Consider the following 15,479-nt stretch of genomic DNA (forward strand, 5'->3'; position numbering starts at 1 on the left):
AACCCGAAAGGCTTTGCCCTGACGTCCGGCCCGCTCGCTAAAGCTCGGGGTTCCTTCGCTCCGGAATCCATCCGGGGCATCGATTCCGGTTTGCTTCGCTGCACCTCCTTTCGATGTACTCCCCGGATGAATCCCTCCACTCAGCCTCCCGACGGGCTTTCAAGATCAAGAGCTGCACTCGAGCTAACGCTCATTGTGTTGAGTGGTTAGAAGCGAGGGCGGTGGGGGGCTTTTTTGTGGGAGCTTGCCAGCGATGGCGGCGGCACATTCAGCACTGATGTTGACTGACTGACCTACCGCAATCTGGCAATCCATCCCCACAGGGTCTCGCCGCGGCCCCAAACTCGGATCCACCACAAATCCCTGTAGGAGCTGCGGAACGCTGCGATCTTTTGATCCTGATCTTTACGATCAAAAGATCGCAGCCTCGTTTCACTCGACAGCTCCTACAGGGTCAGATGTCACCCACCAAATCCCTTCCCACCCTATTTCCCCTGTAGGAGTGAGCCTGCTCGCGATAGCGTCAGATCAGCCGACATCAGTCGCCTGACCCACCGCCATCGCGAGCAGGCTCACTCCTACATGGGTTCTGTGCCCGACCACGAAACCTCAGGCACACCGAGATTTTGTGGGAGCTGGCTTGCCAGCGATGGCGGCGGCACATTCAGCACTGATGTTGACTGACTGACCTACCGCAATCTGGCAAGCCATCCCCACAGGGTCATTCGCCGCAGCCCCAAATTCGGATCCACCACAAATCCCTGTAGGAGCTGCGGAACGCTGCGATCTTTTGATCCTGATCTTTACGATCAAAAGATCGCAGCCTCGTTTTACTCGACAGCTCCTACAGGATCAGATGTCACCCACCAAATCCCGTCCCGCCATATTTCCCCTGTAGGAGTGAGCCTGCTCGCAATAGCGTCAGACCAGCCGATATCAGTCGCCTGACCCACCGCTATCGCGAGCAGGCTCACTCCTACATGGGTTCTGTGCCCGACCACGAAACCTCAGGCACACCGAGATTTTGTGGGGGCTGGCTTGCCAGCGATGGCGGCGGCACATTCAGCACTGATGTTGACTGACCTACCGCAATCGCTGGCAAGCCATCCCCACAGGGTCATTCGCCGCAGCCCCAGATTCGGATCCACCACAAATCCCCTGTAGGAGCTGCGGAACGCTACGATCTTTTGATCCTGATCTTTACGATCAAAAGATCGCAGCCTCGTTTCACTCGACAGCTCCTACAGGATCAGATGTCCCCCACCAAATCCCGTCCCACCTATTTCCCCTGTAGGAGTGAGCCTGCTCGCGATAGCGTCAGATCAGCCGACGACCCACCGCCATCGCGAGCAGGCTCACTCCTACATGGGTTCTGTGCCCGACCACGAAACCTCAGGCACACCGAGATTTTGTGGGAGCTGGCTTGCCAGCGATGGCGGCGGCACATTCAGCACTGATGTTGACTGACCTACCGCAATCGCTGGCAAGCCATCCCCACAGGGTCATTCGCCGCAGCCCCAAATTCGGATCCACCACAAATCCCCTGTAGGAGCTGCGGAACGCTGCGATCTTTTGATCCTGATCTTTACGATCAAAAGATCGCAGCCTCGTTTCACTCGACAGCTCCTACAGGATCAGATGTCACCCACCAAATCCCGTCCCGCCATATTTCCCCTGTAGGAGTGAGCCTGCTCGCAATAGCGTCAGACCAGCCGATATCAGTCGCCTGACCCACCGCTATCGCGAGCAGGCTCACTCCTACATGGGTTCTGTGCCCGACCACGAAACCTCAGGCACACCGAGATTTTGTGGGGGCTGGCTTGCCAGCGATGGCGGCGGCACATTCAGCACTGATGTTGACTGACCTACCGCAATCGCTGGCAAGCCATCCCCACAGGGTCATTCGCCGCAGCCCCAGATTCGGATCCACCACAAATCCCCTGTAGGAGCTGCGGAACGCTGCGATCTTTTGATCCTGATCTTTACGATCAAAAGATCGCAGCCTCGTTTCACTCGACAGCTCCTACAGGATCAGATGTCCCCCACCAAATCCCGTCCCACCTATTTCCCCTGTAGGAGTGAGCCTGCTCGCGATAGCGTCAGATCAGCCGACGACCCACCGCCATCGCGAGCAGGCTCACTCCTACATGGGTTCTGTGCCCGACCACGAAACCTCAGGCACACCGAGATTTTGTGGGAGCTGGCTTGCCAGCGATGACAGCGGCACATTCAGCACTGATGTTGACTGACCTACCGCAATCGCTGGCAAGCCATCCCCACAGGGTCATTCGCCGCAGCCCCAGATTCGGATCCACCACAAATCCCCTGTAGGAGCTGCGGAACGCTGCGATCTTTTGATCCTGATCTTTACGATCAAAAGATCGCAGCCTCGTTTCACTCGACAGCTCCTACGGGGTCATATGTCACCCACCAAATCCCGTCCACCCTATTTCCCCTGTAGGAGTGAGCCTGCTCGCAATAGCGTCAGACCAGCCGATATCAGTCGCCTGACCCACCGCTATCGCGAGCAGGCTCACTCCTACATGGGTTCTGTGCCCGACCACGAAACCTCAGGCACACCGAGATTTTGTGGGAGCTGGCTTGCCAGCGATGGCGGCGGCACATTCAACGGCAATGTTGGCTGACTCCAAAATTCCAGGCACAAAAAAGGGGACTTTCGTCCCCCTGCGGTCATGCACTGCGTAACGCCAACCTTCAGTAAATATCCTTCGACAACAACGTAAACGGTGTCTTCACCAGGATCTTCAGGTCCAGCCACAGCGACCAGCTATTGATGTACTGCAGGTCAATCTCGACACGTCGCTGCATCTTGTCGATGGTATCGGTCTCACCCCGGCAGCCGCTGATTTGGGCGAGGCCGGTAATACCCGGTTTAATCCGGTGACGCGCCATGTAAGCGAGGATTTTTCCCGAGTAGAAATTGTTGTGCGCAACCGCATGTGGACGTGGGCCGACCAGCGCCATGTGCCCTTGCAGCACGTTGAACAATTGCGGCAATTCATCCAGCGAAGTGCGGCGGATGAAGCGTCCGACAGCAGTGATGCGCGAATCGTTGCGGCTGGCCTGTTTGACCTCTTTGTCATCGTGCACGCTCATCGAGCGGAACTTCCAGACCTTGATCACCTTGCCATTCCAGCCGTGGCGATCCTGCTTGAAGAACACCGGGCCCGGCGAGTTGATCTTCACGGCCAAGGCAATGATCGCCAGCACCGGACTCAACAGGATGATCGCCAGCAGCGCGACGCTTTTCTCCATCAGGCTTTTGCTCAGTGCAGCGGTCGGGCGGCTGGTCAGCGGGCTCTCGTTCAGGTAGATCGCCGGCAGGCCGTCCACGACTTTCACCGAATGATTGAGCAGCGTCAGGCTGTTCAGATCCGGCACCCAGACCACATCGACGTTGGCGCCGAGCAAGTCGACATACATGGCTTCGATTTTCGCCGCTTCCGACAGCGGCAGGGTGATGTACAAACGGCGGATATCGTGGGCTTCGATCAACGCCAGCAGATCTTCCTGGGCGCCGACCACGCGAGGTGCATCCGACGTAAGCGAAGGCACCACGCCGTTACTGATCAACCCTACCAGCGGCAGGTTTTCAATTTGGCTCAGCTTCTTCGCCAGCCCCAGCGCCAGCTCACCTGTACCGACGATCAGGGTCTTGTGCTCGCTTTTACGCGAACGCTGGTAGAACTTCGAAAACGCATGTAACGGCGCGTACAACAATGCCTGGCCAAGGAAGCCGTACACCGCCCAACTGAGGATCACCTGTCGGGAAAACAACTCATCGGCCTTGCACACAAACGCGATGAAAGCCAACGCCGCCATGGTCATGGACCAGCCCATGAACAAGCGTCCCAGCCCCGTCAGATAATTATCCCGTTTACGATAAACGCCACTGAACGTGTAAGCCGGCACTGATGCCAGTACCGCCAGCGTTGCACACATCCGGTAGTAGAACGCGACCGTGCCCGTGTGCTGTTCCGCCAATACAAACAGCAGGGCTACGATAAAGCCCTGCGCCAGCGCCCATTGTCCCCAGAAGGTAAGTCCCTTGAGGCCCGTGCTTCGATTGATACTAAGAGAAAGATCCATACGATATCCCCAAAAGACGTCCATTCAGGTTTCAACAGTTGAAAGCCGAGTTGTTAGTCAGATTTATTGTTTTTGTTCTATTGAGTGTTCTGAAAGTAACAACGTCGATAGGCCGAACTGTCGTCAGTCAATAGACTAATTTATTGTCGGGAATGGTGTCTGACGAGTTCTAACAAGATGGCACAATGCCAACTTTTTAATAATTAAATAGTCGGTTGTTAGAAAAGGTCGCAGAGGAGGGGGTGAATAGTGGTTGTTGTATTTGTTACTGTTAGACGGTGGAGGCAGGGATTTTTTTAATCAGGGAGATGGAACCAAACAGAGTGCTCTTGTTGTTTTTGTAATCGCACTGTTATCTGTTTGTGTGTTCGCAGATATCGCCTGTGTTTACGCGACGATGTCCTGGATGAGGCAATAACCGCGATTTCTTACGGCACGGAACAGTCGCTCACCTTGGCTGGCGCTTTTGAATTTGTCTTGCAGACGACTCAGGCACATTTCCAGTCCGCGATACTGCTCCGGCTCTCGGCCGATGCTCAGGATCAAGTCATCTCTACTGACAACCCGCTCTTCGTGATTGAGCATTTTTCTAACCAGTGCAGTTTCCAGCCCGGTAAGACTGATCTCGACATCGTTTTTGACCAATGCGCCTTGATCATTATCCAGATGCCAGGTTTCGGTACACGGCGTGACGTCTTCTACACCAGCAGACAGTTTGCCGGATTCGCCGGTTATGGCCGGGGCGCTGCGAAAGGGATTGCTTGATTGTGCTGCCCGCCACTCGGATTCGAGTGTCGCCAATATACGCTGGGTGTCATGTTCAATCGTGCGGGCAACGTGCTTTCGGGTGCCGCTTGGGTAAGTGAACTCCATCAACATGGGAGCGGAAGAGGGCGAAGTAGCACCTTCAATAAACATTTGTGCCTGAGACGTGCCCAGTGAATTGAAGCGCTCGCTGGACAGGATGTTCTCGAGTTCACGTTGCGACGCTGTACTGTTGGTCACGACAACAAAATATTTTCTGGGGAGGGTTGTACTAGTTTCCATGTCTCTCTCCTTAACTGCGCACCAAAATTGGTTAAAAGGTAAATCGGCAGGCGAGCAATGACTTCCTTGGAAGTAATCGACAGGCAGGGTCTGGGCCCGAAATTGGCCCTCGATAAGTTCCACTCGTTCTGCTGCTATGTTGTTGAGTTTATTGTTATATTGTTGCGCTCATTCGATCGCTTTTTTATAGGTTGGCGTGAAGTGAAACAAGAGATATATCGTTGCATCAGACGATCCTTCGTGAGTATGCAAAAGGGATGGCTGCCCGAGACTCAGGCAGTCGATATCAGGCCCCGCATCAGGCGATAGCCATAGCCGCGGATGCTCTGAATCGCGTTTGTACCATACACGTCCTTGATTTTTCCACGCAAGCGACTGATGGACTTCTCCAGCGCACGAGGATCGTAGAAATTGGGATTGAGCCCCATGATGTTGGCGATTTCATCATGGCTGAGAATGTGATTATTGCTTTGCGCAAACGCTTCAAGGATTTTCATCTCGGCAAACGAGATGTCCAGCCTTTTGTTAGTGCTCAGCAGACAGATCCGAGTCGGATCAAGAGTCAGATTGATGTCTCTTTGCCATTCTTCACTGCTGAAGAACTCTCCCAGCGACTCGGCGCCGTCATCGGAGAGGGTATTGAGTTTGATACAGAAGTCGGCACCGGCAAGGAAGTATTTGATCTTGTTGAAAGCGCCGCGACCTGTGATTACTGCACAAATGAGCGGTTTCAAGTTGTCGTTGCGCAGGTTTTCGACCAGCGCAAGATTGTCTTCGAGTGCTTGTGGGCTGTCGATGACAATGAAGATTGCTCGATACAAGGCAGAATCTTCATTCTGCATATAGGCATCAGTGTACGAGTTGGCTTCAAGCGCCATATCGGTTCGCACAAGCTTTGTGAGTAGCGCACTAAAATGTTCCGCCACGCCACGGGTTCGACCCAGAGTGAGTACACCTGGTACGTCGATTGTCGGGCGCGGACTTCTAGTCGCCAAGTTCCCTGAGAGCATCATGCATTGACTCGAAATTAGGTGCTGACATCGGGATGTTAAAGCACCGGTTCTCATCTGTGACTGACAATTGGTAACATTTACGCCGTTTTTAGACGTGGCTCCCGAGTTTTCTAACAATAAATAAGCTTTTCAAGCTTTTAGTTGATTTTCTCGGGATCGTGAACTAGTGAGTTAGTGGTGGCAATATGAAATTGTGCCACTATTTTGAACTCATGGCGACATCTTTGTTTATGTCCATTGGCCACTGTATGGCCACCCGCTGATAATGTGAGGTAGATCACATTTTATTGACGCAATGAAATTTTTCCTACTAAGTGCCTAAATAATTTCACATTAGTTCGTACACGGACGTTTATTAACATGGCTTGAGTGTGTCTTTTGATAAGACGTAATCTCCTTTGCTGACAAGAGCAAAAGATCGCAGCCTTCGGCAGCTCCTACAGGTTAATGCTTTCCAAATGTAGGCGCTGCCGAAGGCTGCGATCTTTTGATCTTTGTATTATTTCAGATACTCAATCCCTGAGTGTTATCGACCATTCGCTCACCAAGAGCGCTCTGACGGAGGATTAATGGATTTCTGGACCTTTTTCCAGGTGTTGATTTTGGGTGCAGTAGAAGGCCTCACCGAGTTCTTGCCGATCTCTAGTACTGGTCACCAGATTATCGTTGCCGACTTGTTGGAGTTCGGTGGTGAACGCGCCATGGCGTTCAACATCATTATTCAACTGGGTGCCATTCTTGCCGTCGTCTGGGAATTCCGGCCGAAGATCTTCGAAATCGTCAAAGGCCTGCCGACCGAGCGCAACGCTCAGCGTTTCACCCTCAACCTGTTGATCGCCTTTCTGCCGGCCGTGGTTCTGGGTGTGCTTTTCGCTGACATCATTCATCACTACCTGTTTAACCCGATCACAGTCGCCGTCGCTTTGGTTGTCGGCGGTATCGTGATGTTGTGGGCCGAACAGCGCAGCCACGTGATTCGCGTCGAGCATGTCGATGACATGCGCTGGTCTGACGCGCTTAAGGTAGGTTTCGTACAGTGCCTGGCGATGATTCCCGGCACATCGCGTTCCGGATCTACCATCATCGGTGGCCTGCTGTTCGGCCTGTCGCGCAAAGCAGCCACAGAGTTCTCCTTCTTTCTGGCCATGCCGACCATGGTCGGCGCTGCGGTGTACTCAGGCTACAAATACCGCGACCTGTTCCAGCAAAGCGACCTGCCGGTCTTCGCCTTGGGCTTCGTCACCGCATTCATCTTCGCCATGATCGCCGTGCGCGGCTTGCTCAAGTTCATCGCTAACCACAGCTATGCCGCGTTCGCCTGGTATCGGATCGCGTTTGGCTTGTTGATTCTGGCCACGTGGGTGTTTGGCTGGGTGAACTGGACGGCGGCTGCGGCGAGCTGATTACTGGCTGCTGATCAGCGCGGCGACGGCGAGGTCGTTTAACTCGCTGTCGGGGGATTCCTGACGAAAACGCTGCAAGGCGGAGGTGAAATACGCGGCTTGCAGCATGCCGTCGCTGGCGAGGTAATAGCGCGACGCTTCAACTTCCTCTACCGAATAAACACGTTTTTTCAGTCCGGACATGTCCGACATCCCATCGACCGTGATCATCGTCGTCGTGAAAACCAGAAAGCCAGACATTTGGGTTGATTCAAAAGGGCCATCTTCCCCATCACCGCACCCTTTCAAAAAATCGCAACTGGCGCAGGCGGTGGCAGGGACGGTAAGGAGTAAAGCGAGGAGGGTGAATCGCTTGAATAAAACACGGCTAAACGCGGGCATAAACAAAAGACATCCTGTCAGTACAACAAAACTTCGGGCAACGCTCATTCGTTGCCCGCACATTCAACGCGTCGATCAACGACCCGCCAACAACTCCGCGGCCTGATCCAGCAACGCCAACGGATCCTTGGCCTTGTGGATATCCACCGACAACAACTGCCGAAACTTGCGCGCCCCCGGGAATCCGGTGCCCAAGCCCAACACATGCCGCGTGATGTGATGCATCGACCCACCGGCCAGCAAATGCTCGGCTATATAAGGTCGCAACTGCGCCAACGCTTCCGCGCGGCTGATCACCGGCGCCGAACTGCCGAACAACTGCTGATCCACCTCCGCCAGCAGATACGGATTGTGATAAGCCTCACGCCCCAGCATCACCCCGTCAAAGGTCTGCAAATGCTCATGGCAGGCCTCCATCGTCTTGATCCCGCCGTTCAGCACAATCTCCAACTCCGGAAAATCCGCCTTCAACCGCGCCGCCACGTCATAACGCAACGGCGGAATATCGCGATTCTCCTTCGGCGACAACCCCTCCAGAATCGCAATCCGCGCATGCACGGTAAAACTCGTACACCCTGCATCCCGCACCGTCCCGACGAAATCACACAGCTCCTCGTAACTGTCCCGCCCATTAATCCCGATCCGATGCTTCACCGTCACCGGAATCGACACCGCATCGCGCATCGCCTTCACACAATCCGCCACCAACTGCGGATGACCCATCAGGCACGCGCCGATCATGTTGTTCTGCACACGATCGCTCGGGCAACCGACGTTAAGATTCACCTCGTCGTAACCGTGCTCCTGGGCCATGCGGGCGCAGGCGGCCAGATCGAGTGGGACGCTACCGCCTAACTGCAACGCCAAGGGGTGCTCGGCTTCGTTGTGACGGAGGAAGCGTTCGTGATCGCCGTTTAGGAGCGCGCCGGTGGTGACCATTTCGGTGTAGAGGAGGGCGTTCTTCGACAGGATGCGTAGGAAGTATCTGCAATGCCTGTCAGTCCAATCCATCATCGGGGCCACACTGAAGCGGCGAGACGGCTCGGAACGGGGGTGGTTAGTGTTTACGGGCGCTTCGGGTTTTTCGAAATTCATTGATACTGATCTTTTATACAGCGGTTTTTACCCATTTTTCCTTGTTTTCTGAAGTCGGTTGCTACATTGTAGCAAGCGAAATCGGCAATGTAGCAACTGGAAATGGGCACGATCACATCACGCAAGCGCAAGGACAACTCGACGGCCTACACGGCGCAGATACGGATCAATCGGGACGGGCGCACAGTTTATCAGGAAAGCCAAACCTTCGACCGCAAGCAGGTTGCCCAGGCCTGGATCAAACGGCGGGAGACGGAGCTGGCCGAGCCTGGTGCGATTGAGCGCGCTAACCGTAAGGGTGTGACGATCAGGAAGATGATCGAGCAGTACTTGGACGAGTACGAGAAGATCCGGCCGCTGGGAAAGACCAAGAACGCCACCTTGAAAGCGATCAAAGATACCTGGCTGGGCGACCTTGAGGACTCTGCTCTGACCAGTCAGAAGCTGGTGGAGTTTGCAAAGTGGCGGATGGGGATGGAGGGCGGCGGCGTACAGGCGCAGACGGTTGGCAATGATCTCTCGCACCTAGGGGCTGTCCTATCCGTGGCGAGGCCGGCATGGGGCTACGAGGTGGATCCGCTTGCCATGCCTGACGCACGCAAGGTGTTGCGAAAGCTGGGTATGGTGAGCAAGAGCAAGGAGCGTAACCGTCGGCCGACGCTCGACGAGTTGGATAGGTTGATGGTGCATTTTTTCGAGATGCAGGTACGTCGACCTGAGTCGATCAACATGCCGAAGATGATTGCGTTTGCTCTCTTCTCGACGCGCCGTCAGGAGGAGATCACGCGGATTCGCTGGGATGACCTTGACGATTCCCGGCAGGCGGTCCTGGTGCGTGATATGAAGAACCCCGGACAGAAGATCGGCAACGACGTGTGGTGCCATCTGCCCGATGAGGCCTGGGCAATCCTGCAGAGCATGCCCAGGACTGAGCGGGAGATATTTCCGTACAACTCCAGATCCGTTTCCGCATCGTTCACGCGGGCGTGTCCGTTGCTGGGGATTGAGGATCTGCACTTCCATGATCTGAGGCACGAAGGTGTGAGCCGTCTGTTTGAGATGGACTGGGACATTCCGAGGGTGTCGAGCGTGTCCGGTCATAGGGATTGGAATTCTTTACGGCGCTACACACACCTCCGTGGGAGAGGTGACCGTTACCGTCAATGGTCGTGGCTTCAGGTGTTTTCAAATGGAATAAACATGAATGGACAATCATGAGCGTTGCCAGTAGCTTTGGCAAAAAGCCATCAAGGAAAAAGGACTCATTGATGTTGAAGCTAAAAAATATCTATCTTGGTAGTACTGATGCGAAAAATGAAATGCTCAGTAATAGTCCTGAAGAATTTAAAAGATTTGTCGATTCGTTTGTTGTACCTCCGGCGCTTGATATCACAAAGTTTACAAAAAAAGAAAAATATTATGTGGTGGGTTTAAAGGGTACAGGAAAAACTGCATTATTACGGTATATTTCTATCAAGCTAGAAGAGGAGCTTGGGTCGATTTCAACGTTTGTACTCTTCAAATCTGAAATCGATGAAGATCTCCGGAAGGATTTTTCCAAAGCAGCACGAGTTCAAGTTGTTACTGAGAATAGCGATGCATTTGAAGGTGACGATCTCGAAACAGTATGGCGTTGGTTTATATATAGAAAAATAGCAGCGGCAATTCAGGAAAAAAATGTTGATGTATTTCAGGATAATATAAATTTAGATAAATTTATAGCGGTTGTCAGTTCTGAGGCGTTAACTCAACCTGAGAGAGCTGGCTTGATGAGGTTGGTTCCGAATATTCGTAAGGGTAATATAGAAATTAGTAAGAGTCCTAAATTAGGACTTGAGTTTGATTGGGATGAAAGTGGAAAGGCCAAGATAAATTTTAACTCGCTTGTTCGGCAAGCCGACGCCGCTTTTAACGCTCTCGAACCTAGCGGTCAACGGCTAAACATTTTTTTCGATGAGCTTGAGTTGAACTACGGAACAACCAAGCAATATCAGCGAGACTCACGTTTAGTGAGAGATTTGATTGTCTCTATTGAAAAGTTAAATGCTAATTCAAAGAGGCTCGGATATCCGCTGTGTTTATATGCGGCTATTCGTTCTGAGGTGGTAGTTTCGGTTGATGCTCTTGGTAAGGAGATTAATAAGTCCATAGCTGATTTTGGCTCGCTTATTCACTGGAATCGTCCGGGATTGAGTGCGGCTCAACAACCATTGTTAAATATAGTTGAGCAGAGAATTAATAATGCGAGAGTTGAAGCCGGGCTCGATCCTTTGAGTACAAATGATTTATGGCAAAGTTATTTTCCTCGAGAAATTAATGGTCGCTCTCCGCAGATCTATATTCTTCACAATTCGTGGTACCGTCCGAGAGATATTGTCAGGTTGTTGATAACCGTACAGGATCAATATCCACATGAAAAAAGCTTTATTCTTCAAGGACTGGAAGCAGTAAGAAAGGCATATTCTACTGCGTCATGGGTCGAGCTCACGGAGGAGCTCAGAACAAAATATAGTACGGCGGAAATCGAAGGAATTAAATATATTTTTTATGGGTTTAAACAGATTAGTAGCTTGAGCGATCTCATAACTCGTGCTGATGCCGTTGCAACTGAGCATAAAGAAACTCATGCGCTGATCGTAAAATATTCTGTTAGAGAAATTGTTAAGGATCTATTTCGAATCGGCGTTATAGGTAATATAGCTCCCGGTGGCTCCCATATGAGATTTTCATTTCGAGGAGATGATGAAATTCTTTTTGATCAGAATATTTTTATACACAATGCGCTCTGTGCGCATCTCTCGATCAGTCGCGATTATAAGTAATATTAGAGGAGGGGCTGATCAGCCCCTTTTTATTATCTGGCGCCCCTCATGAGCTTACTTTGTTCAGATAATGCCTTTTTTCGTTGGCAGTCTATGTAATCTGCGAGATCCCTGAGGTGGATGCCGAGCCCGGCTTTCTGGCTGTTTGGACCTAGCCGAACAATTGGTATGTCGATCTCGCCGGTAAGCTGTTTTGCCTTAAATTTTTCGACAGTTAAATTCATGTAGTCTGCACAGACTCGATCCAGGGGGATGACCGCTTGCCCGTTGTACTGGGCCATCAAAAGGAAAAGGGTGTTCATACAACCTCCTGATTAATGATTGCGGGAAAGCGATTCGAATGCGCTTGCAGCCACGACTGGAACCTGTCCGTTGCCAATGGCTTTAAGTCGGTCCACCCGATGGGCCACCCCATCAGCCACTCGGCCCATTCCGGGTTCAGATGACCACCATCCAGTGCCATCACGGCGTGATCCAGGCGATCGTTCGAGCGGTCTGCCCCGGAACGGCGAGTCAGTGCGGCAGGGGAGGATCCTTTGGCCATGCTCGCCACCGGTGTTGGCCATCGTCTGACGGGTGTCTTCTGCGATGAGCCAGATCCTGTCCCGCTGATGAGGGGCGCCGAGGTCAGCCGCTCCGATAACACCCCATCGCGCGTCATACCCGATTTCGGCAAGGTCACCGAGCACCACGGCAAGTCCTCTTCCCACAAGCAATGGTGAGTTCTCCAGTTCGACGTAGCGCGGTCGTACCTCATCGGTAATTCGTGCCATCTGCTGCCACAGTCCAGAGCGGGCGCCGGCGATACCAAGGCCGTTGCCTGCAACCGAGATGTCCTGACAAGGAAATCCTCCCGAAACCACGTCAACAAGGCCTCTCCATGGTCGTCCGTCAAAACTGCACACGTCAGACCAAATCGGGAAAGGCGGGAGCAGTCCATCGGCTTGTCGTTGCGCCAGTATCTGTGCGGCGTAGGCATCACGCTCAACGGCGCAGACGGTGCGCCAGCCGAGGAGGTGTCCGCCGAGTATTCCGCCACCAGCGCCTGCGAAAAGAGCCAGCTCATTCACGCGGCCTCCAATAAAGAGCGCTTATACCCCTGAACAAGCTGCGCGGGCGGGCGATTCTGAGCGGTTAGCGTTGCATTGGGTGTGGCTGCCTCGCTCAGCTTTTCGTGGGGTCTGAGCGCCTCGGTGGTGCTGCTGGTAGAAGCAATAATGCCTGCTGCTGCACAGCAGAGGCTGTTTGTTTCTAGTGTGTCGACGCTGGCTTCCTCGCGGAGCAAAGCGGTCGGGGATTGGGTGTTGTGCTGGTCCCTTTGCATGCCGCTTTCCTCCGAGGTTCGATTGCGCGTTGGTTCTTCAGCCGCTGGTGAGGCATGAGCCGGGTTGCGGTGTGTTTGGGATTGGGAATAGGCCTGGTTCATGCGGCGCTCTCCTGATCAGCCGACTCCAGCAGTGCAGCGATGGCGAGAGCCTGGTCGCGCAGGACGCGGGTTTCGCGTTCGAGTTTTTTGCCCGTGCGGAAGGCGGCGAACGTATCGGCTGCGATCCGCAGTTTCTCGGCAATCTCCAGCAGGGTGGTGCGTGCAGGTTCTCCAAGTTGCGAGGCCTCTACGGCGCGTTTGTAAAAGTCGTAGAGTTGTTCGTGTTTGTTTTGAACCTGCTTGAGCGATAGCGTGAGGTTACGGACCTCTTCAGATTTGTCAGCGCTCTGAACGGCTATGCCTTCGCTGTAGCCTTCTGTATGGCCCTCGGTGAGGCCGTTGTTGAATCCGTTCCGGTAGGCGAGCCAGTAAATGCCGGCGGTCATAAGGACGATTGCTATCAGCGCGCAGATTTGAATTGCAGTCATGTGGTGTGCTCCTGGTGATGTCATCGGCCGGTGGTGTCAGCCGCTTGGTTTGTGGTTGTTACTCGTTGGTGTCGTCCTGCTGTCGCTGCATGTCTTCGTCGGCCTTGTAGGCGCGGATGTCGATCAGTGAGGCGACGTGCCTGATGTGGGCGTACTTCGGTGCCTTGCGGCTGGTGTCCAGCGTGGTGATGGGGAGCTGGATGCGGCCGCTGCTGATCTCGGCGACGAAGGACTGCTCGTTGAGGTTGCGGAAGTACTGCTCGCGCACTTTCTCCAGCGGGATCAGGACGTCGCCGAAGATGCGGTAGAGCAATTCGACGGTGGCTGACTCCGGTGCCGGGTGCAGGCGCAGCGGGTTTTGGGCTGTGTTACTCATGGTTTTGTTGGGCCTCCTTGCGTTGTTTTCTGGCCGGGTGATTCCAGGTATTCAGGCAGTGCCGTTTGGTCAGCTCGCGCAGATGTTCGGGCACTTCGAGGAGCGCGGCGTTGCGCTCCTCTCGTGTCCGCATGGCGATGATCTGGCGGGCGTATTCCCTAGGCCACGTCACGGTTGTCTGCCGGAATGGCAGGCAGGTCGATGCCCAGCTGTTCGGCCAGCCAGCGGATGCCGGGTTGTTTCACCCTGGTCGACTGGCTGTACTGCATACCGAGTTGGTCGTGGTACCACTGGCCGTCTTTGATGCGCAGGTAATCGCGGTCGCGGTTGGGGTAGGCCGGTAGGTTCCTCTCGTTCAGCAGGCCTTTTTCCCGCATGCAAGCGATGAGCTTTGGCCGGGTGAGGCCGAGTTGGGTTGCGGCTTGGGCGAGGTTGCGTTCCATAGCGTTCCCCTCATGCCGCGTGCGCGGCTGGGGTGGCCGCTACAGCGAGGTGGTTGATGGACTCGGTGACCTTGCCGTAGATCTCGACATCGGTGCCGTACGCGGTGAAGCACCGGGTGTGCGGGCTTGTGTTGCCGATGCTCAGGATGGTGGTGATACCTGAGCGCGATTGCGTGCGGTGCACCGCAACTTGCAGGGGGTAGTCGAAGCCCATGTCCAAGCTCAGCACGCCGCCGGTGCGTACCAGCTCGAACACGCGTTGCTTGTCCGAGACTTCGAAGCGGCCATATTTGCGAGAGGCATGCGGGCGATGCACCAGGTCGCTGGTGTTGCTCGCGTCGAATGGACCGTTGGCGATTTCTTCAATGAAGTCGGCCAGTTTGAGGTGCGTTTTCTTGTCGTTCTGCAGGGTCAGGGTGTGGCGTTCGCTGCCCAGATCGACGACGAAGGTACTTTCGGTTGCGCCTCGTTCGACCTTGAGGCGGAACGCCAGGCACTCACGCTTGGGCGCTGTCCGGAGGACGTGGTTGAAGGTCTCGGTCAGGTTGACCTGGGCGTTGAGCAGCTGCAGGGTGCGGTTGTCGATTTTGAACTTTATCATGCTGCATGCCCTCCGCCGTTCGGATCGAATGGGGTGGGGGCGGGACGTGCGAGCTGCTTCGGTTTGCTGGTGACAAACGAGCAGCCGCTCTCTCGGGCTAAGCGGCGGATTTCGAAGATTCGAAACGGATCAGTAGCGGCCGGGTGGACGTGCAGGGTTGCTGTGGTGTGCATGGTTTTGCCTCGCTCTGTGGTGGAAGAGTGAGACAAATATCAACTAAAAGTTTCAATTGGTCAACAACTGGTGGTTGATAATTCGCATCGATTCACGCAACCCTTAGCTGTTAGGCGTCTGAGTAATCTTGTAAAGTTTGTCGCTATGTGCGGCAATCTAT

The 15,479-nt window shown here is 54.0% G+C and carries 15 protein-coding genes and 1 pseudogene; 3 read left to right on the forward strand and 13 right to left on the reverse strand.

Annotation, left to right across the window (positions count from 1 at the left end; genetic code table 11):
• Positions 1 to 2,715: 2,715 nt before the first annotated feature.
• The 3 genes from ICA16_RS00340 to ICA16_RS00350 form a co-directional block, all read right to left on the reverse strand.
• On the reverse strand, positions 2,716 to 4,110 hold the full coding sequence (locus ICA16_RS00340) for an undecaprenyl-phosphate glucose phosphotransferase (protein WP_150604471.1): 1,395 nt from the start codon (positions 4,108 to 4,110) through the stop codon (positions 2,716 to 2,718).
• Between the two features lie 387 nt (positions 4,111 to 4,497).
• Positions 4,498 to 5,157, reverse strand: a complete 660-nt coding sequence (locus ICA16_RS00345) for a winged helix-turn-helix domain-containing protein (RefSeq protein WP_210700156.1) — start codon at positions 5,155 to 5,157, stop codon at positions 4,498 to 4,500.
• A gap of 272 nt (positions 5,158 to 5,429) precedes the next feature.
• The gene (locus tag ICA16_RS00350) at positions 5,430 to 6,170 is read right to left on the reverse strand and encodes a winged helix-turn-helix domain-containing protein (protein WP_150617589.1); all 741 of its coding nucleotides are present in this window, start codon (positions 6,168 to 6,170) and stop codon (positions 5,430 to 5,432) included.
• A gap of 569 nt (positions 6,171 to 6,739) precedes the next feature.
• Here ICA16_RS00350 and ICA16_RS00355 point away from each other — a divergent pair.
• Positions 6,740 to 7,573, forward strand: a complete 834-nt coding sequence (locus ICA16_RS00355) for an undecaprenyl-diphosphate phosphatase (protein WP_210699620.1) — start codon at positions 6,740 to 6,742, stop codon at positions 7,571 to 7,573.
• Here ICA16_RS00355 and ICA16_RS00360 read toward each other — a convergent pair whose 3' ends face one another.
• Both ICA16_RS00360 and dusA read right to left on the reverse strand, forming a co-directional pair.
• Positions 7,574 to 7,954: a DUF2388 domain-containing protein gene (locus ICA16_RS00360; RefSeq protein WP_191627711.1), complete on the reverse strand. Its 381-nt coding sequence runs from the start codon at positions 7,952 to 7,954 to the stop codon at positions 7,574 to 7,576.
• A 75-nt stretch (positions 7,955 to 8,029) separates the two neighbouring features.
• On the reverse strand, positions 8,030 to 9,049 hold the full coding sequence (gene dusA, locus ICA16_RS00365; protein ID WP_210699621.1) for a tRNA dihydrouridine(20/20a) synthase DusA: 1,020 nt from the start codon (positions 9,047 to 9,049) through the stop codon (positions 8,030 to 8,032).
• A 102-nt stretch (positions 9,050 to 9,151) separates the two neighbouring features.
• Here dusA and ICA16_RS00370 point away from each other — a divergent pair, with 102 nt between their 5' ends.
• Positions 9,152 to 10,267 (forward strand): site-specific integrase, encoded by a 1,116-nt coding sequence (locus tag ICA16_RS00370; protein WP_210699622.1) that lies wholly within the window; start codon positions 9,152 to 9,154, stop codon positions 10,265 to 10,267.
• Positions 10,264 to 11,871, forward strand: coding sequence for a P-loop ATPase, Sll1717 family (locus ICA16_RS00375; protein ID WP_210699623.1), 1,608 nt, complete (start codon positions 10,264 to 10,266; stop codon positions 11,869 to 11,871). Before ICA16_RS00370 ends, ICA16_RS00375 begins: the two co-directional genes overlap by 4 nt.
• 32 nt (positions 11,872 to 11,903) lie before the next feature.
• Here the strand turns inward: ICA16_RS00375 and ICA16_RS00380 are convergent, their stop codons facing one another.
• The 8 genes and pseudogenes from ICA16_RS00380 to ICA16_RS00410 form a co-directional block, all read right to left on the reverse strand.
• On the reverse strand, positions 11,904 to 12,173 hold the full coding sequence (locus ICA16_RS00380; RefSeq protein ID WP_108225777.1) for a pyocin activator PrtN family protein: 270 nt from the start codon (positions 12,171 to 12,173) through the stop codon (positions 11,904 to 11,906).
• Positions 12,170 to 12,415, reverse strand: a complete 246-nt coding sequence (locus ICA16_RS28125; RefSeq protein WP_228734147.1) for a hypothetical protein — start codon at positions 12,413 to 12,415, stop codon at positions 12,170 to 12,172. The genes ICA16_RS00380 and ICA16_RS28125 overlap by 4 nt, the downstream gene beginning before the upstream one ends.
• An 82-nt stretch (positions 12,416 to 12,497) precedes the next feature.
• A pseudogene (locus ICA16_RS00385) lies at positions 12,498 to 12,941 on the reverse strand (DNA cytosine methyltransferase); the annotation flags it as partial.
• Entirely contained in the window at positions 12,938 to 13,297 is a 360-nt protein-coding gene (locus tag ICA16_RS00390; protein WP_228734115.1) for a hypothetical protein, read from the reverse strand. The pseudogene ICA16_RS00385 and the gene ICA16_RS00390, both read right to left, overlap by 4 nt.
• Positions 13,294 to 13,725, reverse strand: coding sequence for a hypothetical protein (locus ICA16_RS00395; protein ID WP_210699625.1), 432 nt, complete (start codon positions 13,723 to 13,725; stop codon positions 13,294 to 13,296). The genes ICA16_RS00390 and ICA16_RS00395 overlap by 4 nt, the downstream gene beginning before the upstream one ends.
• Positions 13,726 to 13,783: 58 nt before the next feature.
• Entirely contained in the window at positions 13,784 to 14,101 is a 318-nt protein-coding gene (locus tag ICA16_RS00400) for a pyocin activator PrtN family protein (RefSeq protein ID WP_163974170.1), read from the reverse strand.
• 158 nt (positions 14,102 to 14,259) lie between these two features.
• The gene (locus ICA16_RS00405) at positions 14,260 to 14,544 is read right to left on the reverse strand and encodes a phage antirepressor KilAC domain-containing protein (RefSeq protein WP_210699626.1); all 285 of its coding nucleotides are present in this window, start codon (positions 14,542 to 14,544) and stop codon (positions 14,260 to 14,262) included.
• Positions 14,545 to 14,554: 10 nt separating this feature from the next.
• Positions 14,555 to 15,145 (reverse strand): hypothetical protein, encoded by a 591-nt coding sequence (locus tag ICA16_RS00410; protein WP_210699627.1) that lies wholly within the window; start codon positions 15,143 to 15,145, stop codon positions 14,555 to 14,557.
• Positions 15,146 to 15,479 lie beyond the last annotated feature (334 nt).

This window comes from Pseudomonas anatoliensis (genome assembly GCF_017976235.1).
In the GTDB taxonomy this organism is placed as follows: domain Bacteria; phylum Pseudomonadota; class Gammaproteobacteria; order Pseudomonadales; family Pseudomonadaceae; genus Aquipseudomonas; species Aquipseudomonas anatoliensis.